Genomic DNA, 20,768 nt, shown 5'->3' on the forward strand with positions numbered 1-20,768 from the left:
CCCCTGGTGCAATCAGACGGCGTCTGCCATAGGCATGCTGCGCTCTACCAGCCGGCAGAACATGGCGCTACCCACGGGTATGACTGCGTCATTGAAATCGAAGGCTGCATTATGCAACACGCAGCCGTGCTCGGCTCCGCCCTGGCCCAAGCGAAAATAAGCGCCTGGTCTTTGCTGCAGCATGAAAGAGAAGTCTTCCGAGCCCATCGAGGGCGTAAGGTTGGCCACCACCCGGTCGGCACCGAACAGTTCGGTAGCCACATCAGCCACAAAGTGCGCATGCTCGGGCGTATTGACTGTGGCCGGAAACAGCCGATGATAACGAAGCGTGATCTTGGCCTTGAAGGCGGCGGCGATCCCATCCACCACTTCCTGCATGCGCTGAATGACTTGTTCTTGCACCACAGGGCTGAATGTGCGCACCGTGCCCACCATACGGGCGTCTCGCGGTATGACATTCATGGCTTGCAGGTTTCCGGCATTGACGGCCGCCACCGTAACGACAGCCGACTCGGGCGCCGGCACATTCCGAGAAACAATAGTCTGCAAGGCGGTGATCAACTGCGCCGCAATAACGACCGGGTCATTCGTTTGATAAGCATGTGCACCATGCCCGCCGCGACCCTCGATATGGATCTCGAAGTGGTCGGCCGCCGCCATCATGGGCCCTGGGTTCACACCGATGACGCCGGGCGGCAGCCCGGGCCAGTTATGCAGGCCATAGATCGCGTCGCAGGGAAAACGGTCGAACAATCCGTCATCCAACATGGCCTGGGCGCCGCCCAGCCCTTCTTCGGCCGGCTGAAAAATCAGCACGACGCGACCATTGAAATTACGTGTTTCTGCCAAGTAGCGTGCAGCACCCAACAAGACGGTCGTGTGACCATCATGCCCGCAGGCATGCATGACACCCACATTGGTGGAAGCGTAGGGCACGGCCCCTTGCTCGAGAATAGGCAAGGCATCCATGTCGGCACGCAGCCCTATGGACCGCCCGCTATCGTTGCGCTGCCCATCCAATAGCCCTACAACGCCCGTCTTACCGATTTTGCGATGCACTTGGTAGCCCAGGGCCGTTAATGCCTTGGCGACGATGTCGGACGTTCTGTGCTCTTGGAAGCCCAGTTCGGGATGCGCGTGCAGATCCTGCCGTAGGGCGGTCAGGTCACTATGGAAAAGACTGATCTTTTCAAATACGTTTTTGGCATACATCAGCTAAAGGCTCCTGCGGCTATCGGCATTTCCCCGACATATTCTTGTGCACAAATTACTTTGTCTTTAGAGGATTCTCACGTTATGCTGCTGGAGAAGCGTTTTTTCAACTATCAGTTAGGAGCCCTATTCTATGGCAACAACCGAGAAACCCGCCCGCAAACCCAACGCGGCGTTCATGAAGCCACTTACCCCTAGCGCTACCTTAGCTGCCATTATCGGGCCCGAGGCCGTCCCACGCACGGAAGTCACCAAGAAAATCTGGGACTACATCAAGAAGCACGATCTGCAAGACCCTAAAAACCGTCGCAATATCAACGCAGACGACAAGCTGCGCCCCTTGTTCGGCAAAGAGCAGGTATCGATGTTCGAGCTTACCAAATTGGTCAGCGGCCACCTGAAGTAAGCACCACGACTTATACCCGCCCCAAAGAAAAACGCTGCACGATTAACGGCAGCGTTTTTTTATGGGCAACTATCAGTACTCGGCAATAGGCGGCTGTCCGGACGCCAGGGCCAACCAACCCTTGATCAGACGATACACGATCCAGACCAGTGCAATAACGCCGGTGATCCAGCCGATAAAAATAAAGGTCGCCAGGCCGCTTAGGACGACCCACAGCAGGCCCCACCAGAACGTCTTGATCACCCAGTCGAAATGGCCGGCGTATATGGTGCCGGCTGCTTCGCCGCGTTTAAGATAAGCCAGAACAATGGCAGCAATGGTGGCAATGCCAAAGAAGCCGGCACTAAGCAGGCCCAATGCAAATAGGCCATAAATTAGATGCGTTAAATTGCGCATCGACATGCCCGTGCCGCCTTCTGGCGGATATGCCTGGGTCATACTAACCTCCGGAAACAATAGTAAGAAAAAAGCGGGCGTTACAACGCCAAGCGCGTATTTTACTCGAGACCGGGGCGCTAGCGGGGGCAGGCGCTAAACCCGTCGCCCAAAGACAAACCCCCACCCGCGGTGAGCGGATGGGGGTTTGGGGTATAAGAGCCTGACGATGACCTACTTTCACAGACGTACGTCCACTATCATCGGCGCGAAGGCGTTTCACGGTCCTGTTCGGGATGGGAAGGCGTGGGACCACCTTGCTATGGTCGTCAAGCGTAACTGGTTTGCCTTGTGGCCAAGCTGTTGCCAGCCTGGCCCTAAGGCCAATCTTAAGAAGAAGCACACCGCGCCTTCGCGTGCCAGCCGTTGGGCTGACCGCCAGGGGTGTAACGTATGGATTTGTGTGTTGGGTACGGGTTCGCGATTGTTACATCAATTTGTTTGAACGACACTTGAAACGCATAACCTACAAGGTTATAGGATCAAGCCGCACGGGCAATTAGTACTGGTTAGCTACGTACATTACTGCACTTACACACCCAGCCTATCAACGTCCTGGTCTCGAACGACCCTTCAGGGGGGTCTAGCCCCCGGGATACCTAATCTTCAGACGAGTTTCCCGCTTAGATGCCTTCAGCGGTTATCTCTTCCGTACATAGCTACTCGGCAATGCCATTGGCATGACAACCGATACACCAGCGGTACGTCCACTCCGGTCCTCTCGTACTAGGAGCAGGCTCCGTCAAGTATCCAACGCCCACGGCAGATAGGGACCAAACTGTCTCACGACGTTTTAAACCCAGCTCACGTACCTCTTTAAATGGCGAACAGCCATACCCTTGGGACCGGCTACAGCCCCAGGATGAGATGAGCCGACATCGAGGTGCCAAACACCGCCGTCGATATGAACTCTTGGGCGGTATCAGCCTGTTATCCCCAGAGTACCTTTTATCCGTTGAGCGATGGCCCTTCCATTCAGAACCACCGGATCACTATGTCCTGCTTTCGCACCTGTTCGACGTGTCAGTCTCACAGTCAAGCACGCTTATGCCATTGCACTATCAGCACGATTTCCGACCGTACCTAGCGTACCTTCGAACTCCTCCGTTACGCTTTAGGAGGAGACCGCCCCAGTCAAACTGCCCACCATGCACTGTCCCCAACCCGGATAACGGGCCAAGGTTAGAACCGCAAACAGACCAGGGTGGTATTTCAAGGTTGGCTCCAGCGAATCTAGCGACTCACTTTCAACGCCTCCCACCTATCCTACACAGGCCGGTTCACAGTCCAATGCAAAGCTACAGTAAAGGTTCATGGGGTCTTTCCGTCTAGCCGCGGGTAGATTGCATCATCACAACCACTTCAACTTCGCTGAGTCTCAGGAGGAGACAGTGTGGCCATCGTTACGCCATTCGTGCAGGTCGGAACTTACCCGACAAGGAATTTCGCTACCTTAGGACCGTTATAGTTACGGCCGCCGTTTACCGGGGCTTCGATCAAGAGCTTGCACCCCATCACTTAACCTTCCGGCACCGGGCAGGCGTCACACCCTATACGTCGACTTTCGTCTTAGCAGAGTGCTGTGTTTTTAATAAACAGTCGCAGCCACCGATTCTCTGCGACCCCTTCATGCTCAGGGCGCGGGCCCTTCACACTACCGGGGTATACCTTCTCCCGAAGTTACGGTATTAATTTGCCGAGTTCCTTCTCCTGAGTTCTCTCAAGCGCCTTGGAATATTCATCCCGTCCACCTGTGTCGGTTTGCGGTACGGTCTCGTGAAACTGAAGCTTAGAGGCTTTTCTTGGAACTGCTTCGGATCAGTTTAGGACCGAAGTCCTATCCAGTCACACCCTTGAATTACGCGCCCGGATTTGCCTGGGCGCCTTCTATAGTGCAACAACGGGGACATCCAACACCCCGATGACTTTCCGCAATCCGTCCCCCCATCGCATTTCACGACGGTGCTGGAATATTAACCAGCTTCCCATCAGCTACGCATCTCTGCCTCGCCTTAGGGGCCGACTCACCCTGCGCCGATGAACGTTGCGCAGGAAACCTTGGACTTACGGCGAGGGGGCTTTTCACCCCCTTTATCGCTACTCATGTCAGCATTCGCACTTCTGATACCTCCAGCATCCTTTACAAGACACCTTCGCAGGCTTACAGAACGCTCTCCTACCGCGTATATCAATCAAGATACACACCCGCAGCTTCGGTCTATGGCTTAGCCCCGTTACATCTTCCGCGCAGGACGACTCGATCAGTGAGCTATTACGCTTTCTTTAAAGGATGGCTGCTTCTAAGCCAACCTCCTGACTGTCTATGCCTTCCCACTTCGTTTCCCACTTAGCCATAGTTAGGGACCTTAGCTGGCGGTCTGGGTTGTTTCCCTCTTGAGTCCGGACGTTAGCACCCGGTGCTCTGTCTCCCACGCTCATACTTGCCGGTATTCGGAGTTTGCCATAGGTTGGTAAGTCGCCATGACCCCCTAGCTATAACAGTGCTCTACCCCCGGCAGCAATACGTGAGGCACTACCTAAATAGTTTTCGGAGAGAACCAGCTATTTCCAAGCTTGTTTAGCCTTTCACCCCTATCCACAGCTCATCCCCTAATTTTTCAACATTAGTGGGTTCGGTCCTCCAGCACGTGTTACCGTGCCTTCAACCTGGCCATGGATAGATCGCTTGGTTTCGGGTCTACACCCAGCGACTAAATCGCCCTATTCGGACTCGCTTTCGCTGCGCCTTCCCTATTCGGTTAAGCTTGCCACTGAATGTAAGTCGCTGACCCATTATACAAAAGGTACGCAGTCACGGGACAAGCCCGCTCCTACTGTTTGTATGCACACGGTTTCAGGATCTATTTCACTCCCCTTCCGGGGTTCTTTTCGCCTTTCCCTCACGGTACTGGTTCACTATCGGTCGATCACGAGTATTTAGCCTTGGAGGATGGTCCCCCCATGTTCAGACAGGATTTCACGTGTCCCGCCCTACTTGTCTGACGCCTAGTTCCACACGCACGATTTCATCTACAGGGCTATCACCTGCTATGGCCGCGCTTTCCATCGCGTTCGATTATCGTACGTGCTAAAACGTCAAGGCTGATCCGAGTTCGCTCGCCGCTACTATCGGAATCTCGGTTGATTTCTTTTCCTCGAGCTACTGAGATGTTTCAGTTCACCCGGTTCGCCTCCACGCACCTATGTATTCAGTGCGGGATACGCCCTTGCGGGCGTGGGTTTCCCCATTCGGATATCTGCGGATCAAAGCTTGTTTGCCAGCTCCCCGCAGCTTTTCGCAGGCTACAACGTCCTTCATCGCCTGTGATCGCCAAGGCATCCACCATGTGCACTTAGTCGCTTGATCCTATAACTTTATAGGTTATAGAAACACTTGAGTTTAGCGTGTGTTGTGCCGTTCATCGCTTTCAAAGCTCGTGTCACGCGTGCGATACTGCTACCCGCATGACCCGCTTTTGAGAACTACTTGAACTAATTTAATAATGCAATCACAACCCGTACTTTACTTACTGGTGCAGCGCTTCTGAAGGCGCGGCACCATCCATAAATTACTTCGTTGTGCTTCTTCCAGATTGTTAAAGAACGAGTAAAACCATTAAATCCGTAGACTTAACGAGCAGCGCTCTGACTTCCGGTACGCACTGTGTGTGCGCGCCAGAGCCCAAAGCCCTGTTCGTTAACTCCATCCAGCCGACAAGTGCACCGCTGCTGCTTTCGTCCAACCCGCACGCTCGGACCGCGCCTTCCTTTTAATACCTAAAAGAAGCTTGGTGGAGGATGACGGGATCGAACCGACGACCCCCTGCTTGCAAAGCAGGTGCTCTCCCAGCTGAGCTAATCCCCCGCACCGATAAAAACCGTACTGGTGGGTCAAGTTGGAATCGAACCAACGACCCCCGCCTTATCAAGACGGTGCTCTAACCGACTGAGCTACTGACCCAGTGTGCGCGCCATGCCCTGCAGCATGACCCGTAACCTTGTCGTGGCTTACTCTTTCTAATCAAACAGCCAATAAGTGTGGACGCTTTCGCTTCGTGTGCTTCGCTCTGAAAGGAGGTGATCCAGCCGCACCTTCCGATACGGCTACCTTGTTACGACTTCACCCCAGTCATGAATCCTACCGTGGTAATCGCCCTCCTTGCGGTTAGGCTAACTACTTCTGGTAAAACCCACTCCCATGGTGTGACGGGCGGTGTGTACAAGACCCGGGAACGTATTCACCGCGACATTCTGATCCGCGATTACTAGCGATTCCGACTTCATGCAGGCGAGTTGCAGCCTGCAATCCGGACTACGATCGGGTTTCTGGGATTGGCTCCCCCTTGCGGGTTGGCGACCCTCTGTCCCGACCATTGTATGACGTGTGAAGCCCTACCCATAAGGGCCATGAGGACTTGACGTCATCCCCACCTTCCTCCGGTTTGTCACCGGCAGTCTCATTAGAGTGCCCTTTCGTAGCAACTAATGACAAGGGTTGCGCTCGTTGCGGGACTTAACCCAACATCTCACGACACGAGCTGACGACAGCCATGCAGCACCTGTGTTCCGGTTCTCTTGCGAGCACACTTTAATCTCTTAAAGCTTCCAGACATGTCAAGGGTAGGTAAGGTTTTTCGCGTTGCATCGAATTAATCCACATCATCCACCGCTTGTGCGGGTCCCCGTCAATTCCTTTGAGTTTTAATCTTGCGACCGTACTCCCCAGGCGGTCAACTTCACGCGTTAGCTGCGCTACTAAGGCCCGAAGGCCCCAACAGCTAGTTGACATCGTTTAGGGCGTGGACTACCAGGGTATCTAATCCTGTTTGCTCCCCACGCTTTCGTGCATGAGCGTCAGTATTATCCCAGGGGGCTGCCTTCGCCATCGGTATTCCTCCACATCTCTACGCATTTCACTGCTACACGTGGAATTCTACCCCCCTCTGACATACTCTAGCTCGGCAGTTAAAAATGCAGTTCCAAAGTTAAGCTCTGGGATTTCACATCTTTCTTTCCGAACCGCCTGCGCACGCTTTACGCCCAGTAATTCCGATTAACGCTTGCACCCTACGTATTACCGCGGCTGCTGGCACGTAGTTAGCCGGTGCTTATTCTGCAGGTACCGTCAGTTGCGCCAGGTATTATCCGGCGCCGTTTCTTCCCTGCCAAAAGTGCTTTACAACCCGAAGGCCTTCATCGCACACGCGGGATGGCTGGATCAGGGTTTCCCCCATTGTCCAAAATTCCCCACTGCTGCCTCCCGTAGGAGTCTGGGCCGTGTCTCAGTCCCAGTGTGGCTGGTCGTCCTCTCAAACCAGCTACGGATCGCAGCCTTGGTGAGCCTTTACCTCACCAACTAGCTAATCCGATATCGGCCGCTCCAATAGTGAGAGGTCTTGCGATCCCCCCCTTTCCCCCGTAGGGCGTATGCGGTATTAGCCACGCTTTCGCGTAGTTATCCCCCGCTACTGGGCACGTTCCGATATATTACTCACCCGTTCGCCACTCGCCGCCAGGTCCGAAGACCCGCGCTGCCGTTCGACTTGCATGTGTAAAGCATCCCGCTAGCGTTCAATCTGAGCCAGGATCAAACTCTTCAGTTCAATCTCTGTATAAATCGTAATTTCCAAACCGAGCTCCTAAGAACCCGGCAGGTCATACGTCGCGTCTGCTCAAAGAAAAAGACCGGTTTAAATTACTTCAAACCTTTACTTTTTCAATGTGCGAGCACTTGATAATTTTGGCGAACCCTCGTGAGAAGGCTGCACACTCATTCCAAGCGCCCACACTTATCGGCTGTTAAATTGTTAAAGAGCGTGTGAGGCGTTTTGTGCGAACAACCCCTCGGGTACTAAATTCTGTACTACTGCCTGCTCGGCTAACCCACCTGGCAGCGTGTGGCTGGCCGTGTGTGCCTCGAGCAAAGAAGCGAGATTATGAAGCAGTTTTTCTGGCCTGTCAAGTTGGGGTGGTTCGGTCGGGCTTAACGCCACAAACTTCACACTACCCTCACCCTTGCTGCCAGCGCGCTTTAAAAACTACCTTAAAGCGCCGCTGCTTTGTCCTCTACCTTGCCGTTTTTTGGCAAGACCGAAATCATACCATAATCCGAGAAGTTTTTCGCTACCTGTTTTACTGCCCTTGCAACCCACTTGCCCGGTAAAACTGCTTTATTTTCAAAGCCTTAGTGCCGGTTGCTAACTAGGGTTAACCCCAGTCGCGTGTGCTGCGAAGAACAGAACTATAGCACAGGGTTTTTAGGCCGTGCAACTCGCTTTGCGGGCAAAAGCACGGTTTTGTGACGCGCTGATGACGGCTAGACAGATAAGCTGTTGAAATACTGGTGGAATGTTTTTTTGGGCGAGGTGAAAATAGTTTGGCGGCGGGGCTAAATTCCATGGGAAAGCACGCTTTTTACCTGGGCGAAGAGGCTGTTAACGATTAAGGCGCCGCTATAAAGCGCTTGTCGCGCTGGTGTTTGAATCTTATTGCCACGTACTGTGCAGTAAACCCTGCCTGAGGTGTGGGGCAGCGGTTGCGCTCATCGACCCCGGCCCTGGCTTGCGCCAGGGCTGCCCGCGGGTCAACGCTGCACGGGGCGCCTGCGGAACTTCCAACGTCGGGGCAGTGCCCCGACACCCGCGTTGGTCGAACAGCCGCAGGCTTGCCTCCCCGTGCAGCGCCGACCCGCGGCGGGGCCGACAAATCGCGCAACCGCTGCCCCACACCTCGGGCCTGGACTATTCATAGGGCGGACCGATAGGGATAAGCTGGCGCGTTGGGGGATTTCGCATTCTTTCCCCATGCCGTTGGGCGCTGCCCTCTCTATATATCATCTCCGTCCTGCATCGCTCCGATATAGCGAAGGCGGATACTGAGAGGCCATATATAAAGGGTCCATGCAGGCAATACGGATTACTTTGGCGCCCGTCCCAAGACAGCAAAGCGCCGCCAGCCGCGGAATATGGCTAAGAAGTGCCAGAATGGCGCGGCCACGAGCCTGACCCTGCATTGGCCGCCCCTCCTCTCCTTCCAATGTCGCTGCAATCTCGAGAAGCCGGGGCCTCAAAGGCATTCACCCTCGCTGCTTCGCTACTCGTTTTGATAATGCCTGCCTGGCTATCAAAGGTCCCCGCTATAAACGACGCAGCGCCGTCACGCTGGCCTATATCTCCACGCTACCTATATCTATACGTTACCTATATATAGAGGGAAGACACACCGACGCCCTAGCCGCTCCAGTCAGAAGGCTACCCACGCCGTCACAATCACTACAGACTCGCGGTGTGGCGTGGGGGCACGGGCTGGGCGGCTTTAGGGCACGCCTTGTGGCAGGGCTGCGGCGGGGAGGCAAGCCTGCGGGTGTCCGAGCAACACGGGTGTCGGGGCACTGCCCCGACGTTGCGAGTTCCGCAGGCGCCCCGCCGTGGCCCTGACGCAAGGTTTGCCACGGCGCAAGCCGGGGCCGTGACCGTCTAGCCCAGCCCGTGCCCCCACGCCGCGCCGCGCGCAATAGAAGCAGCGAATCGCAATAGGAGCAACGCAACGCAATAGGAACAGCGCATCGTAATAGCAAAGCCGCATTGACGAAGAACGCATCACAAGTTCGGGCTACCAGGCCCATCGCAGTGAACATCAGAATTGCGATATGGCCAGGCTCAACAAGTGCACGCACGCGGCCAAAAGCTGGATCCCGAGCACATAAGAGAGCCATCTACGATTAGACAGAAATCTCCGTCGTCTCCTTAATCCTTTGCAGCGTAAAACTTGACCGCATGTCAACCACAGCTGGATGCTGCATCAGCTTATCCATCGCGAACCGCGAAAACTGCGTCAAGTCCTCCACTTGCACCCGCAGCAGATAATCCATATCTCCGGACATCGCATAACACTCCACCACCTCCGGCCAGCTTTGTACATCGCGCGCGAAATCCGACACTGGCGAATGACTGGCCCGGAACACCTTGTTCAGCCGGATCGTCACATAAGCCAGCAACTTAAGCCCCACCTTGTCCGGATTAACCAAAGCCACATAGCTATCTATATAGCCCTCCTCCTCCAGTCGGCGCACACGTCGCAGGCAGGGGCTGGGAGACAGCGCCACCTTGTCGGCCAGATCTTGATTGCTAAGGCGTCCATTGCGCTGCAACTCCATTAAAATTTGCCGATCCACCCGGTCCAAGTCATTTTGTGCCATAAACCACCCTTAGATAAACAATCGAAGCAATTATATTGCCCAATCCGGCAAACAATCAGCTACTTTAGCAATCGCCTGCCATCCAATATTTCTTAAAATCTCTCCATACGACATCCGTACGCAACACTCTTATGGAGTTCCAGAACATGAACACGACACCGACCACCACTACGCCATGGGAAAATCCCATGGGCACCGCCGGCTTCGAATTTATTGAATACACCGCGCCCGATCCCATCGCCCTGGGCAAAGTATTCGAGACCCTGGGCTTCAAGCCCATCGCGAAACACCGCAATAAGAACGTCACGCTTTATCGCCAAGGCGGCATCAACTTCCTGATCAACGCCGAACCCGACTCGTTCGCGCAACGCTTCGCGCGTCTGCACGGGCCGTCCATCTGTGCCATCGCATTTCGCGTGGACGATGCGGCCAAGGCATACAAGCGCGCGCTGGAGTTGGGCGCTTGGGGCTTCGACTCGGGTAGCGGCCCCATGGAACTGAACATTCCCGCCATCAAAGGCATAGGTGACTCATTGATTTATCTGGTGGACCGCTGGCAAGGCAAGGCCGGCCACGGTGGTATCGGCGACATCAGCATCTACGACGTCGACTTCGAGCCGCTCAGTGTTGAAACTGCACACGATGACCTGCATCACGTGGGCGCCGGGCTGACCATCGTGGACCACCTGACGCACAACGTGCATAAAGGCCGCATGGACGAATGGGCGGAGTTCTATGAGCGCTTGTTCAATTTCCGCGAAGTTCGTTATTTCGACATTGAAGGCAAAGTCACCGGCGTGAAATCCAAGGCCATGACTTCGCCTTGCGGCAACATCCGCATTCCGATCAACGAAGAAGGCACGGACGAGAAAGGGCAAATTCAAGAGTATCTGGATCTGTACCGCGGCGAAGGCATTCAGCATATTGCGCTGGCCACCGAAGACATCCACAAGACGGTCGAGCAACTGCGCGGCACCGGACTGAAGTTTCTGGACACTCCAGACACCTATTACGAGCTGCTTGATCGCCGCCTGCCGAATCATGGCGAAGACGTCGATCGCTTGCAGAAGAACAAGATTCTGCTGGACGGCGCAGCCGAAGGCGGCCTGCTGCTGCAGATCTTTACCGAAAACCAGATCGGCCCCATCTTCTTCGAGATCATCCAGCGCAAGGGCAATGATGGCTTCGGCGAAGGCAACTTCAAAGCCTTGTTCGAGTCCATCGAACTGGACCAAATGCGTCGGGGCGTACTCAAGACGGTTGAATAAACCACAGTGCTTGTCGGCCTGCTTACCTCGCCATCGGGAAACCGATAAAATCTCCGGCACATACAACCATTGGGAAGCATGATGCTGGGATACGTAGTAGCGCTGATCAAGCGTAGTTGGCGGCTGTTCATCACCGTGACCAAGGTCATGCTGCCGGTCATGGTGATTGTACAGATCGGCCAGGAGTTGGGTCTGGTCGATCTTATCGGCCGTCTGATCGCGCCTGCAATGGCTCTGCTGCATCTACCGCCGGAGGCCGGCATCATCTGGGCAACCACCCTGCTGACCGGCATCTACGGCGGCATTGCTTCGCTTAGCACCCTGGCCCCCACCTTCGAGATGACCGTCGCACAGGTCAGCGCCTTGTGCGCAATGATGCTATTTGCCCATGCCATTCCGGTGGAGCAAGCCATCGTGCGACGCGCAGGTGCCAGCTTCGGCGTGACAGCGGCGCTACGCATAGGCACGGCTATTGTGTATGGCGGCGCCGTAGCGTGGATCTGCCATTGGACCGGCACCCTGTCCGAACCCTTGTCATTTGAATGGCTGCGGGGATCTTCCATGATGTCGGGCAGCGGCGACACCGGCTATTTTGCCTGGATACAAGCCACCGCCTTTTCCCTGGTCCTGACCTTCGTCATTATTCTGGTGCTGGTACTTGCACTGGACGCCCTGGATCGCCTGGGCATCACGCGCCGCATTACGGCAGCGCTGATGCCTTTGCTGCGGATATCAGGCCTGAATGCGCAGGTCGCGCCGGTTACGACCGTGGGCGTACTGTTGGGCCTGACCTATGGCGGGGCCTTGATTATTGAAGAGTCGGAAAAGCAGAACTTTTCTCCACGCACACGTTTCCTGGCCCTGTCGTGGCTGTCCTTGTCACACTCGCTGATCGAGGACACCTTGCTGCTGATGGCGTTGGGTGCCGACGTGTGGGTGGTGCTGGTCGGGCGTGTTGCGGTGACGCTGGCTATCGTCGCGGCGTTGGCGCGACTGACCGACCGCGGCAGTTGGGCAACGACGCGCGTTGCCCAACAGCAAACCTAGGCACGCAAATATTGCGCGAAACGCTGGCGAAACTTGGACAGCTTGGGTGAAATCACCACCTGGCAATATCCTTGATTGGGGTTGCGGGTGTAGTAATCGTGATGGTATTGCTCTGCCGGCCAAAAGCGTTCGGCGTCCAGTACCTTGGTTACGACCTTCTCGCCCAGTTCGGCCTCCACGCCCGCGATAACCTTTTCTGCAATGGCTTTTTGCTCTGCCGACTGGCAGAAAATGGCAGACGCATACTGCGGGCCAACATCCCCGCCTTGCCTATCAAGCGTGGTGGGATCATGGGTACCGAAGAATATTTCGAGTATGGCTTCGTAATCGATAACGGCGGGGTCGAACACCACACGCACGACTTCGATGTGCCCGGTATTTTTGGCGCACACCTGTTCGTAGCTGGGGTTCTCGACATGGCCGCCGCTATACCCGGAGGTGACCTCGCTGACCCCACGAACCGACAAAAACACGGATTCGGTGCACCAGAAGCACCCACCACCCAAAACTGCAATTTCGTTCATTGTCGCTCCTTGTTAGTCCGCACTTGATGCATCGGCGGCAAGTGAAAGTATCCAGGCCGCCAGTTGCTGTGCCTCGTCGGGGCTGACTTGCGGTTGTGCAGGCATGGGAACGGCACCCCACCGGCCACGGCCCCCGCTGCGTATCGTCGCTGCCAGATAGTCGGCGGCTCCGTCCTGATTGACAAAGCGTTGCGCAATGACATTGAAGGCGGGGCCGACCCGCTTGCTGTCTATCTGATGACAAGCCAGACAATTCTTTGAGCTGGCCAATTGCTGCCCGGTGGTACCGCTCTGGGCGGCGGCCGGCGCGGCAACTGCAACGATACTACTCACGACGAAAACCCCAGCATACCTTCTAAAAACCATGAACTGCACCTGCCTGCGTACGGTGAATCGGCCCGCGCATCGGGCCGGGTGAATGCGTATCGCGGTATTATCGGCGATATTCAAACAGGACAATACTACGTATGCTTCAGTATCCTCAAATCGATCCCGTCGCCTTGCAGATAGGCCCTATCGCCATCCACTGGTATGGGCTGATGTATCTGATTGGGTTTGCACTGGTGTGGATCCTGGGACGATGGCGCATCGCCCACGGCAAAACGGATCTGACGTTGCGCGACCTTGAAGACCTGATCTTCTATTGTGTCCTGGGCGTGGTCATTGGCGGCCGGCTTGGCTATGTGCTGTTCTATAAGCCGGGCGACTACCTGCACAAACCGCTAGAGGTCCTTTACCTGTGGGAAGGCGGCATGTCTTTCCACGGCGGATTGGTCGGTGTCATCGTCGTCCTGATGCTCTTCGCGCGTAAGCGCAACAAGTCGCTGCTGGAGGTCGGAGACTTCATAGCACCGCTTATTCCGCTGGGCCTGGGTGCGGGACGACTGGGCAACTTTATAAATGGCGAACTCTGGGGCCGTCCGACCGATGTGCCGTGGGCGATGGTCTTTCCGCAAAGCGGTGACGGGCTGGCACGCCATCCCTCGCAACTTTACGAGATGGGGCTGGAAGGCTTCGCGCTGTTCGCGCTGGTGTGGTGGTTTGCACGCAAGCCGCGCCGCACGGGCCAGGTCAGCGCTGTCTTCCTGGCTGGATATGGTGTCTTCCGGTTCCTGGTCGAATACACCCGAGAACCGGACTACTACCTCGGCCTGCTTGCAGGCGGGCTTACCATGGGCCAATTACTATCCTTGCCCATGATCGCGGCCGGCATACTTATTTTTGTGTTGAGTTCAAGAAAATCGAACCCTGCACCGACACGCTGACTGTCTCGGTACCGGCTTCCAGCGGTACATCAGCCTTGGCTGACATCGCCAACATGCGTGGCGCCGATTCATAACGCGCACCCGATCCGCCCAGATTGATTTCCTTGATGGCATAGCCGGCGTAACCAAAGGCTTGCGCCAGGGCTTGTGCACGATCGCGGAAGGCTTGCGCCGCCTGGGTCAGCAATGCCGCCTCTTTTTCGGCGCGCGCCTTGGGCGACACCGAGAACTGCAGGTTGGCGATCGGCATGCGCTCGTTCAGATCAGACGCCAGACGCGAAGCGGCCGCAAAATCTTGCGACTCCAAGACGATTTCAGCGCGCCCGCGCCAGTTGGAGATCTTGCCATCCTGGTCGTTCATGGGCCAGATCCGGTAGTTGCCGCTACTGACCTTGATCTTGTTATGACCCTTGGCGTCGATCATGACGTCTTCCAGCGTTTTACTGAGCACATTGGCCACTGCGGCTTGTGAACTGTCGCTAAGCTCGGAAGCCAGCGTGATGCGCACCGTATCTTGCACCACCTCGGCGGATGCTTCGGCCTGCAGACTGGCTTGCGGCCACTGCTGCTTTTTGTGTTGCGCTTCTTGCGCGTACGCCGGCAGGGCCACGGCGCCTGACACCGCCATCAACGCCACGGATAAGAAATATTTACGAACCGTCAAGGAGAGAATCATATTCGTCGCTCATAAAGGAAAAGCTCGTCCGAAGACGAGCTTTTCTGGAAATTGCCCCGCCTGTGCCGTCTAGGCCGGCATCCTGGAACCTGAGGTCCAAGGTGGTCGCCTTCAGTCAAGCTTCGGGAACACCATAAAAATGGCAGTCACGCCTACTTGTCAATCCAGCAACCTGTATGCCATAAGCATTGGTTCAAGGAATGTATGGCCAAGTCACGAACACGGCAGGGACTAACTGTGGAACACGCCATAAGGCGTATCCGGAAAATGAAGGAGTATACCTACCTTTGGATCGGAGCGACGGAGCCAGCCAATTGATCTAGCATGTCGTTCATGTCATCAATTTTACGCTTGAAATCGCCAAGCGCAACATTACCGAGTGGGCCGTCCGGAGCCCGCATGGACAGGAGCTCTCCGGCGATCTGGATTGCAGCCATGACGGCAATGCGTTCGTTGCTGGAGACTTTGCCCGAGCCCTTGATGCCCAACATGCGCTGGTCTACATGACGCACCGCCGCCAGCAATGCTTCTTTCTCCGTCGGCAGGCAAGCTAATGAATAATCACGCCCGAGTATGGATACGTCGACACGTTCCATGGTGCTTACTCCCGAGGTGCGCCGGGCAGGCGCATTAAAATTGAATCAATCTGGTTCTTTGCCTTGTCGGCCACCAGCCGCAAGTGCGAGGCATCTGACTGCGTTGCCGCGAGCCTGTGTTTTACGGTTTCGCACTCGGTCTTGTAGCGGTCGACGTCTGTTTCAAGTGTAGCCTGAGTGGCGCGAGCCTGTGCATGCAGAGACTGCAGCTCGGCCTCGTGCGCAGCGATGCGATCGGACACGGACGAATAGTCGGCCTCGCGCCGCTGCAACTGGTCGCGCAGCGCGTCGCGCTCTTGCTCCAGCGTACGGACGCGCGCCTGCATGGTCGAACGCTCGTCTTGCAGCTGACGAGTGAACTTCACCATTTGGCTGATACGGGCGGCTAGGGAATCGAGATCTTGCAACATGGGCGTTATCGTAAACCATCCAACCGTGAACGGGTTAGCAAAAAGTGAAACGCTATCATAACCTTTCACCACCCTTTCCAACGGCTTTCAATGTTCTTTCAATCCGCCTACTTATGGCGCAAGCTACATGACTGCCTGGCGAAATCTGCCCCAATCCAGGGTAAACCCTAGAGTTTTGCGGGGTATCCTGGGTTTCCAGCCATGTCGCCGTCCATTACCATGCTTCACCTTTGGTAGTTTGGCATCAGCTTTAATTGCAGTCTGGAGACTACACCAACATGCAAATTCGAAACAAACAGGACTTCTGGTCCGGCATTATGTTCGTCGCCCTGGGCGTCGGTTTCGCCCTGGGCGCAACCAGCTACTCCATGGGCACATCGGCCCGTATGGGACCTGGCTATTTCCCCTTTTGGCTGGGGGTGCTGTTGGCAGTGCTAGGCGCCACAGTGACGCTAGGCGCTTTTTCACGCAAGGCGGAAGAGGTCGAAATGGAGCGCTTCGACTGGAAGATTACCGGCATCGTGATCGGATCGGTCGCGCTGTGCGGCCTGGCTTTCAATTACCTGGGTGTTTATATCTCTGTATTTTTGCTGGTGGTTCTCAGCAGCATGGCCAGCCACCAGTTCAGTTGGAAGATCGCCATACCGACCGCCACGGCTCTGGTCGTGTTTGTTTGGCTGGCGTTCATCAAAGGCTTGGGGCTTATCTTCCCGCTGTGGCCTAGCTTCATCGGCAATTAAAGGAACCCCAAATGGAATTGTTAGATCACCTGGCACTAGGGTTCTCTGTTGCCCTGTCCTACGAAAATATCGCCTATTGTTTGTTGGGATGCCTGCTGGGCACCCTGATCGGTGTACTGCCCGGCATCGGCCCGGTACCCACCATCGCGATGCTGCTGCCCATTACTTATGTGCTGCCACCGGTGGCGGGCCTGATCATGCTTGCCGGTATTTATTATGGCGCGCAGTACGGTGGCTCAACCACGGCCATTCTGGTGGCGCTACCGGGGGAAACCTCTGCGGTGGTGACCGTACTGGACGGCCATCAGATGGCTCGCAATGGCCGAGCCGGCGCAGCGCTGGCCATCGCTGCCATCGGTTCTTTCTTTGCCGGTTGCGTTGCCACGGTCCTGTTGGCCGGCTTTGCGCCTCCGCTGGCCGAAGTCGCCTTCAAGTTCGGACCGGCAGAGTATTTCTCGCTAATGATATTAGGCTTGATCGGGGCGGTCGTATTGGCTTCGGGCTCGCTGCCCAAGGCGATCTGCATGATCTTGCTGGGCTTGCTGTTCGGCATGGTCGGCACTGACGTCAACTCGGGCGTCGCTCGTTATGACTTCGGCATCCCCGAATTGCAAGATGGCATCGACTTCGCTGTCGTTGCCATGGGCGTGTTTGGTTTCGCCGAAATCATGACCAACCTGGAACTCAAGGACCAGCGCGTCGACATCACGGGCAAGGTCGGAAGCCTGTACCCGAACAAACAGGAATTCAAGGAAGCCTGGCCCGCCTGCGTGCGCGGCACTGCCTTGGGTTCGGCTCTGGGCATCTTGCCAGGTGGCGGCGCCGTACTGTCGTCGTTTGCCTCGTATACGCTGGAAAAGAAACTTTCCAAAAACCCTGAACGCTTTGGCAAGGGGCACCCGGCCGGGCTGGCCGGACCTGAGTCCGCCAACAACGCCGCCGCACAGACCTCGTTTATCCCCCTGCTTACATTGGGCATACCGGGCAACGCCGTGACGGCGCTGATGATAGGCGCGATGACCATCCATAATATCCAGCCCGGTCCGCAGGTGATGACCAGCCACCCCGATCTGTTCTGGGGCCTGATCGTATCGATGTGGGTCGGCAACCTGATGCTGGTCGTGCTGAACCTGCCGCTGGTCGGCTTGTGGATCAAGTTGCTGAAAGTGCCCTACCGCATTCTGTTTCCAGCCATTCTTGTGTTCTGCACCATCGGTGTCTATTCCCTGAACTACAACGTCTTCGACATCTGGATGACCGCCGCCTTCGGTCTCATTGGCTACATCTGGGCCAAGCTCAAATGTGAAGGTGCGCCCTTGCTGCTCGGTCTGGTTCTTGGGCCCATGATGGAAGAGAACTTCCGCCGCGCACTGTTGTTGGCACGGGGCGACTACACAACCTTCGTAACCCGGCCGCTATCGCTGTCCTTGCTGGTCGTGGCAGCGGCATTGGTCGTCATCGTTGCCTTGCCGTCCATCAAGAAGAAGCGAGACGAGACCTTCGTAGAGGAAGGTTGAATGAGTTAATCTTATGGGGTGCCAAGCACCCCATAATTAATTTCGGAGACCAAAAAAAATGCCTTCCATCAATGCCAGGCCCTACGATAACCACCCCTCAACAGAAGTCGCCTTTCTGGGTCTGGGAGTCATGGGCTTCCCCATGGCGGGCCACTTGGCCAAGGCCGGACACAAGGTCACGGTCTACAACCGTACATTCAGCAAGGCCGAAGCATGGGCCGCAGAGTTCGGCGGTAAAGCTGCGCGCACCCCTAAGGAAGCGGCCGCCAACGCTGGTATCGTGTTTTGCTGCGTCGGTAACGACGAAGACCTGCGCAGCGTCGTGCTGGGCGAGAACGGCGCATTGGCCGGCATGGCCTCCGGTGCGATATTCGTGGACCACACCACCGCATCGGCGGAAATCGCACGCGAACTTTATCAGCAAGCCAAACAGCAAGGCGTCGGTTTCATCGATGCCCCGGTGTCAGGCGGCCAGGCGGGTGCCGTCAATGGCAAACTGACTGTCATGTGCGGCGGCGACCGCTCGCAGTTCGACACCATCCAGCCCCTGGCCTATCACTTTGCCCAGGCTGTGACGCTACTGGGTGAATCCGGCTCCGGCCAGTTGGCCAAGATGGTCAATCAGATATGTATCGCCGGACTGGTACAAGGTCTGTCCGAGGCCATCGCCTTCGGCCAGGCGGCCAAACTCGACATGAAGCAAGTGCTTGAGGTGATCAGCAAGGGCGCTGCACAAAGCTGGCAAATGGAAAATCGCGGGTCCACCATGATCGAGGACAAATTCGATTTCGGCTTTGCCGTAGATTGGATGCGCAAAGACCTGGGCCTCGTACTTTCGGAGGCACGGCGCAACGGAGCCCGCGTCCCGGTCACCGCGCTGGTCGATCAGTTCTACGCCGATGTCCAGCAAATGGGTGGCAACCGCTGGGATACCTCCAGCCTGATCAAACGCTTGCGCAGTTAAGCCGCAGCCGGCTGGATGGCCGGGAGCTTCAGGGTGGCGCATAATCCTGTGCCACCCGGCGACGGGTCGCCGTCGCCCAGGGCAATGGTGCCGCGATTGCGTTCGGCGTAAGCCAGTGCAATCGCCAGACCCAATCCAGAGCCGCCCCGACTGACCGTGTGACCGCGGCGCGCGCCACGATCGAAGCGCATGAAGACGCTTTCTCGTAAAGACGGATCCAGGCCCACGCCGTTATCGGACACACTGACATAGGCGTAACCCTCGCGTATGCCCGCCGACACCGTGATGATGGAAGCGGTGCCCGAATGATTGATGGCGTTATGGATTAGGTTGGCAATGGACTCGTGCAGCTCGGCTTCGTTTCCCAACACCCAGATGGGGCCTTCGTCTGCGTCGTCACCATCCTGACCGCCCTCTGTTGTATCGAGCCAGCCCAGGTCTTGGTGACGTTCGCGCGCCAGCGGCAAGTATTGCAGCACGACCTCGCGAGCCAGGGCGTTAAGATCGATCTCGGTTCGTGCCGCAGCGTCTTTGCGGCTGGCGTGCGCCAAAGACAGTAATTGCTCAGTCAAGCGCGAGGTCTGTCCCAACTGCTTGATGATGGCGTCCAGGGTTTCGCGCATTCTGTCGGTGTCGGGCTCTCGCCTGGCATACTGCGCCTGTGTGCGCATAATCGCCAAAGGGGTGCGCAACTGATGCGACGCATCGGCCAGGAACTGCGCCTGCTTGTCGAGCACACGACGATACAAATCGATGTGGTGATTCACAGCCTCTACCAGCGGAGCCACCTCGCGCGGGACCTGGTCGGCATCCAGAGGCGTCAAGTCGTCCACCTTGCGCGTCTTGATCTCGCGGCGCAGCTCGCCTAGCGGGCGCAATGCCCATTGCACGCTGAACCATACCAGCAACACCACCAGCAACAGCATGCGGGCATCGCGGAACAGGCCCTGGCGCCAGGCCTGCTGTTGCGTACGAAGACGCATGTCCAGACTTTCGCCCACCATGATCAGCACCTGGCGATGCGTGCCCTGAAAGTGCAGGTCGCGCCAGACGGCGACCATACGGACCTCGTCGTTGCTGAACAAGGTATTGTAGAAAACGGGCACGCCCTCGTTGTCGGCGAGCACTTCCGGACGCGGCAGACCGCGCATGCCAAGCAGCGTCTGCCCTGTCAGGCCCTTGGTGCGCGCCCCAGCCAGGCTGAGCACCATGGGGGAAATCTCTTCCACCCGAAAATACTTGCGGCTGCCTGCCCGCGACTCGAGCATCACCTGGGCATAAAACGGCGGGTCGATGCGCAAGGTGCCGTCTTCATTGAATGCCACACTGGTTTCGAGCACCTTGGCTGGCTCAAGCAGCGCGCTGTCATAGGCTTCCTGGGTGACTGCCGTCAGCGCCAGATAGTCGTTGCGACTGTCGTATACCAACAAAGCAATCGTGCCCGGTATAAGCAAAGCCAAGAGCCAATGGCGGATGCTTCCGCGTGGGTTCTGCTGTGTGCGGCTCATGTA

At 56.5% G+C, this 20,768-nt stretch carries 16 protein-coding genes, 2 tRNA genes, 3 rRNA genes and 1 other RNA gene; 7 read left to right on the forward strand and 15 right to left on the reverse strand.

The window, feature by feature from the left end; genetic code table 11:
* Nucleotides 1–12: 12 nt before the first annotated feature.
* Nucleotides 13–1,212 carry a M20 aminoacylase family protein gene (locus CKA81_RS09760; RefSeq protein ID WP_128355092.1) on the reverse strand — a complete coding sequence of 400 codons (1,200 nt, stop codon included), beginning with the start codon at nucleotides 1,210–1,212 and terminating at the stop codon, nucleotides 13–15.
* A gap of 133 nt (nucleotides 1,213–1,345) precedes the next feature.
* Here CKA81_RS09760 and CKA81_RS09765 point away from each other — a divergent pair, with 133 nt between their 5' ends.
* Nucleotides 1,346–1,618 carry an SWIB/MDM2 domain-containing protein gene (locus CKA81_RS09765; RefSeq protein WP_013744750.1) on the forward strand — a complete coding sequence of 91 codons (273 nt, stop codon included), beginning with the start codon at nucleotides 1,346–1,348 and terminating at the stop codon, nucleotides 1,616–1,618.
* Between the two features lie 72 nt (nucleotides 1,619–1,690).
* On the opposite strand, the gene CKA81_RS09770 is transcribed toward CKA81_RS09765, so the two are convergent.
* The 7 genes from CKA81_RS09770 to CKA81_RS09800 form a co-directional block, all read right to left on the reverse strand.
* Entirely contained in the window at nucleotides 1,691–2,056 is a 366-nt protein-coding gene (locus CKA81_RS09770) for a DUF4870 family protein (protein WP_128355093.1), read from the reverse strand.
* Between the two features lie 158 nt (nucleotides 2,057–2,214).
* Nucleotides 2,215–2,327, reverse strand: a 5S ribosomal RNA gene (gene rrf, locus CKA81_RS09775).
* A 204-nt stretch (nucleotides 2,328–2,531) separates the two neighbouring features.
* Nucleotides 2,532–5,420, reverse strand: a 23S ribosomal RNA gene (locus tag CKA81_RS09780).
* Nucleotides 5,421–5,842: 422 nt separating this feature from the next.
* Nucleotides 5,843–5,918 (reverse strand) — tRNA-Ala (locus CKA81_RS09785).
* Nucleotides 5,919–5,937: 19 nt separating this feature from the next.
* A tRNA-Ile gene (locus CKA81_RS09790) sits at nucleotides 5,938–6,014 on the reverse strand.
* Nucleotides 6,015–6,123: 109 nt separating this feature from the next.
* Nucleotides 6,124–7,656 (reverse strand): 16S ribosomal RNA (locus CKA81_RS09795).
* Together the 16S, 23S and 5S rRNA genes with 2 tRNA genes alongside form the textbook arrangement of a ribosomal RNA operon.
* A gap of 2,117 nt (nucleotides 7,657–9,773) precedes the next feature.
* Nucleotides 9,774–10,250 (reverse strand): Lrp/AsnC family transcriptional regulator, encoded by a 477-nt coding sequence (locus tag CKA81_RS09800; RefSeq protein ID WP_128355094.1) that lies wholly within the window; start codon nucleotides 10,248–10,250, stop codon nucleotides 9,774–9,776.
* Between the two features lie 146 nt (nucleotides 10,251–10,396).
* On the opposite strand from CKA81_RS09800, the gene hppD reads away from it, so the two are divergent.
* The gene (hppD, locus tag CKA81_RS09805) at nucleotides 10,397–11,518 is read left to right on the forward strand and encodes a 4-hydroxyphenylpyruvate dioxygenase (RefSeq protein ID WP_128355095.1); all 1,122 of its coding nucleotides are present in this window, start codon (nucleotides 10,397–10,399) and stop codon (nucleotides 11,516–11,518) included.
* Nucleotides 11,519–11,596: 78 nt separating this feature from the next.
* A complete protein-coding gene (locus tag CKA81_RS09810) occupies nucleotides 11,597–12,565 on the forward strand; it encodes a nucleoside recognition domain-containing protein (protein WP_228255696.1) in 969 nt (322 codons plus the stop codon).
* Here CKA81_RS09810 and msrA read toward each other — a convergent pair.
* Nucleotides 12,562–13,089 (reverse strand): peptide-methionine (S)-S-oxide reductase MsrA, encoded by a 528-nt coding sequence (gene msrA / locus CKA81_RS09815; protein ID WP_128355096.1) that lies wholly within the window; start codon nucleotides 13,087–13,089, stop codon nucleotides 12,562–12,564. The genes CKA81_RS09810 and msrA overlap by 4 nt on opposite strands.
* Before the next feature lie 12 nt (nucleotides 13,090–13,101).
* The gene (locus CKA81_RS09820) at nucleotides 13,102–13,455 is read right to left on the reverse strand and encodes a c-type cytochrome (protein WP_128355097.1); all 354 of its coding nucleotides are present in this window, start codon (nucleotides 13,453–13,455) and stop codon (nucleotides 13,102–13,104) included.
* Nucleotides 13,456–13,556: 101 nt separating this feature from the next.
* Between CKA81_RS09820 and lgt the strand changes: the two genes are divergently transcribed.
* Nucleotides 13,557–14,354: a prolipoprotein diacylglyceryl transferase gene (gene lgt, locus CKA81_RS09825; RefSeq protein ID WP_128355098.1), complete on the forward strand. Its 798-nt coding sequence runs from the start codon at nucleotides 13,557–13,559 to the stop codon at nucleotides 14,352–14,354.
* Here lgt and CKA81_RS09830 read toward each other — a convergent pair.
* The 4 genes from CKA81_RS09830 to CKA81_RS09845 all read right to left on the reverse strand — a co-directional run bounded on the left by CKA81_RS09830 (nucleotide 14,305) and on the right by CKA81_RS09845 (nucleotide 16,036).
* Nucleotides 14,305–15,030: an SIMPL domain-containing protein gene (locus tag CKA81_RS09830; protein WP_164878373.1), complete on the reverse strand. Its 726-nt coding sequence runs from the start codon at nucleotides 15,028–15,030 to the stop codon at nucleotides 14,305–14,307. The two genes, lgt and CKA81_RS09830, sit on opposite strands and share 50 nt — an antisense overlap.
* Before the next feature lie 49 nt (nucleotides 15,031–15,079).
* Nucleotides 15,080–15,264: non-coding RNA, 6S RNA (gene ssrS, locus CKA81_RS09835), on the reverse strand.
* Nucleotides 15,265–15,311: 47 nt separating this feature from the next.
* Entirely contained in the window at nucleotides 15,312–15,626 is a 315-nt protein-coding gene (locus CKA81_RS09840; protein WP_128355099.1) for a cell division protein ZapA, read from the reverse strand.
* Nucleotides 15,627–15,631: 5 nt separating this feature from the next.
* A complete protein-coding gene (locus tag CKA81_RS09845; RefSeq protein ID WP_128355100.1) occupies nucleotides 15,632–16,036 on the reverse strand; it encodes a hypothetical protein in 405 nt (134 codons plus the stop codon).
* A gap of 278 nt (nucleotides 16,037–16,314) precedes the next feature.
* Here CKA81_RS09845 and CKA81_RS09850 point away from each other — a divergent pair, with 278 nt between their 5' ends.
* Genes CKA81_RS09850 through CKA81_RS09860 form a run of 3 tightly spaced genes read left to right on the forward strand, consistent with a single transcriptional unit; the run spans nucleotide 16,315 to nucleotide 19,257 of the window.
* On the forward strand, nucleotides 16,315–16,776 hold the full coding sequence (locus tag CKA81_RS09850) for a tripartite tricarboxylate transporter TctB family protein (RefSeq protein WP_128355101.1): 462 nt from the start codon (nucleotides 16,315–16,317) through the stop codon (nucleotides 16,774–16,776).
* A gap of 11 nt (nucleotides 16,777–16,787) precedes the next feature.
* Nucleotides 16,788–18,293, forward strand: coding sequence for a tripartite tricarboxylate transporter permease (locus tag CKA81_RS09855; RefSeq protein WP_128355102.1), 1,506 nt, complete (start codon nucleotides 16,788–16,790; stop codon nucleotides 18,291–18,293).
* Between the two features lie 58 nt (nucleotides 18,294–18,351).
* Complete coding sequence (locus CKA81_RS09860; protein ID WP_128355103.1) at nucleotides 18,352–19,257, forward strand: NAD(P)-dependent oxidoreductase; 906 nt, start codon at nucleotides 18,352–18,354, stop codon at nucleotides 19,255–19,257.
* Here the strand turns inward: CKA81_RS09860 and CKA81_RS09865 are convergent.
* Entirely contained in the window at nucleotides 19,254–20,765 is a 1,512-nt protein-coding gene (locus CKA81_RS09865; protein WP_128355104.1) for a sensor histidine kinase, read from the reverse strand. The two genes, CKA81_RS09860 and CKA81_RS09865, sit on opposite strands and share 4 nt — an antisense overlap.
* Nucleotides 20,766–20,768: the final 3 nt, after the last annotated feature.

This window comes from Pollutimonas thiosulfatoxidans (assembly GCF_004022565.1).
Lineage (GTDB): Bacteria > Pseudomonadota > Gammaproteobacteria > Burkholderiales > Burkholderiaceae_B > Pusillimonas_D > Pusillimonas_D thiosulfatoxidans.

Coding starts and splice junctions, on each gene's coding strand:
- CKA81_RS09770 (WP_128355093.1), bottom strand. CDS start 2,056: ATGACCCAGGCATATCCGCCAGAAGGCGGCACGGGCATGTCGATGCGC.
- CKA81_RS09865 (WP_128355104.1), bottom strand. CDS start 20,765: ATGAGCCGCACACAGCAGAACCCACGCGGAAGCATCCGCCATTGGCTC.
- CKA81_RS09765 (WP_013744750.1), top strand. CDS start 1,346: ATGGCAACAACCGAGAAACCCGCCCGCAAACCCAACGCGGCGTTCATG.
- lgt (WP_128355098.1), top strand. CDS start 13,557: ATGCTTCAGTATCCTCAAATCGATCCCGTCGCCTTGCAGATAGGCCCT.
- CKA81_RS09760 (WP_128355092.1), bottom strand. CDS start 1,212: ATGTATGCCAAAAACGTATTTGAAAAGATCAGTCTTTTCCATAGTGAC.
- CKA81_RS09855 (WP_128355102.1), top strand. CDS start 16,788: ATGGAATTGTTAGATCACCTGGCACTAGGGTTCTCTGTTGCCCTGTCC.
- CKA81_RS09850 (WP_128355101.1), top strand. CDS start 16,315: ATGCAAATTCGAAACAAACAGGACTTCTGGTCCGGCATTATGTTCGTC.
- CKA81_RS09860 (WP_128355103.1), top strand. CDS start 18,352: ATGCCTTCCATCAATGCCAGGCCCTACGATAACCACCCCTCAACAGAA.
- CKA81_RS09840 (WP_128355099.1), bottom strand. CDS start 15,626: ATGGAACGTGTCGACGTATCCATACTCGGGCGTGATTATTCATTAGCT.
- CKA81_RS09800 (WP_128355094.1), bottom strand. CDS start 10,250: ATGGCACAAAATGACTTGGACCGGGTGGATCGGCAAATTTTAATGGAG.
- hppD (WP_128355095.1), top strand. CDS start 10,397: ATGAACACGACACCGACCACCACTACGCCATGGGAAAATCCCATGGGC.
- CKA81_RS09810 (WP_228255696.1), top strand. CDS start 11,597: ATGATGCTGGGATACGTAGTAGCGCTGATCAAGCGTAGTTGGCGGCTG.
- CKA81_RS09830 (WP_164878373.1), bottom strand. CDS start 15,030: ATGATTCTCTCCTTGACGGTTCGTAAATATTTCTTATCCGTGGCGTTG.
- CKA81_RS09820 (WP_128355097.1), bottom strand. CDS start 13,455: ATGGTTTTTAGAAGGTATGCTGGGGTTTTCGTCGTGAGTAGTATCGTT.
- CKA81_RS09845 (WP_128355100.1), bottom strand. CDS start 16,036: ATGTTGCAAGATCTCGATTCCCTAGCCGCCCGTATCAGCCAAATGGTG.
- msrA (WP_128355096.1), bottom strand. CDS start 13,089: ATGAACGAAATTGCAGTTTTGGGTGGTGGGTGCTTCTGGTGCACCGAA.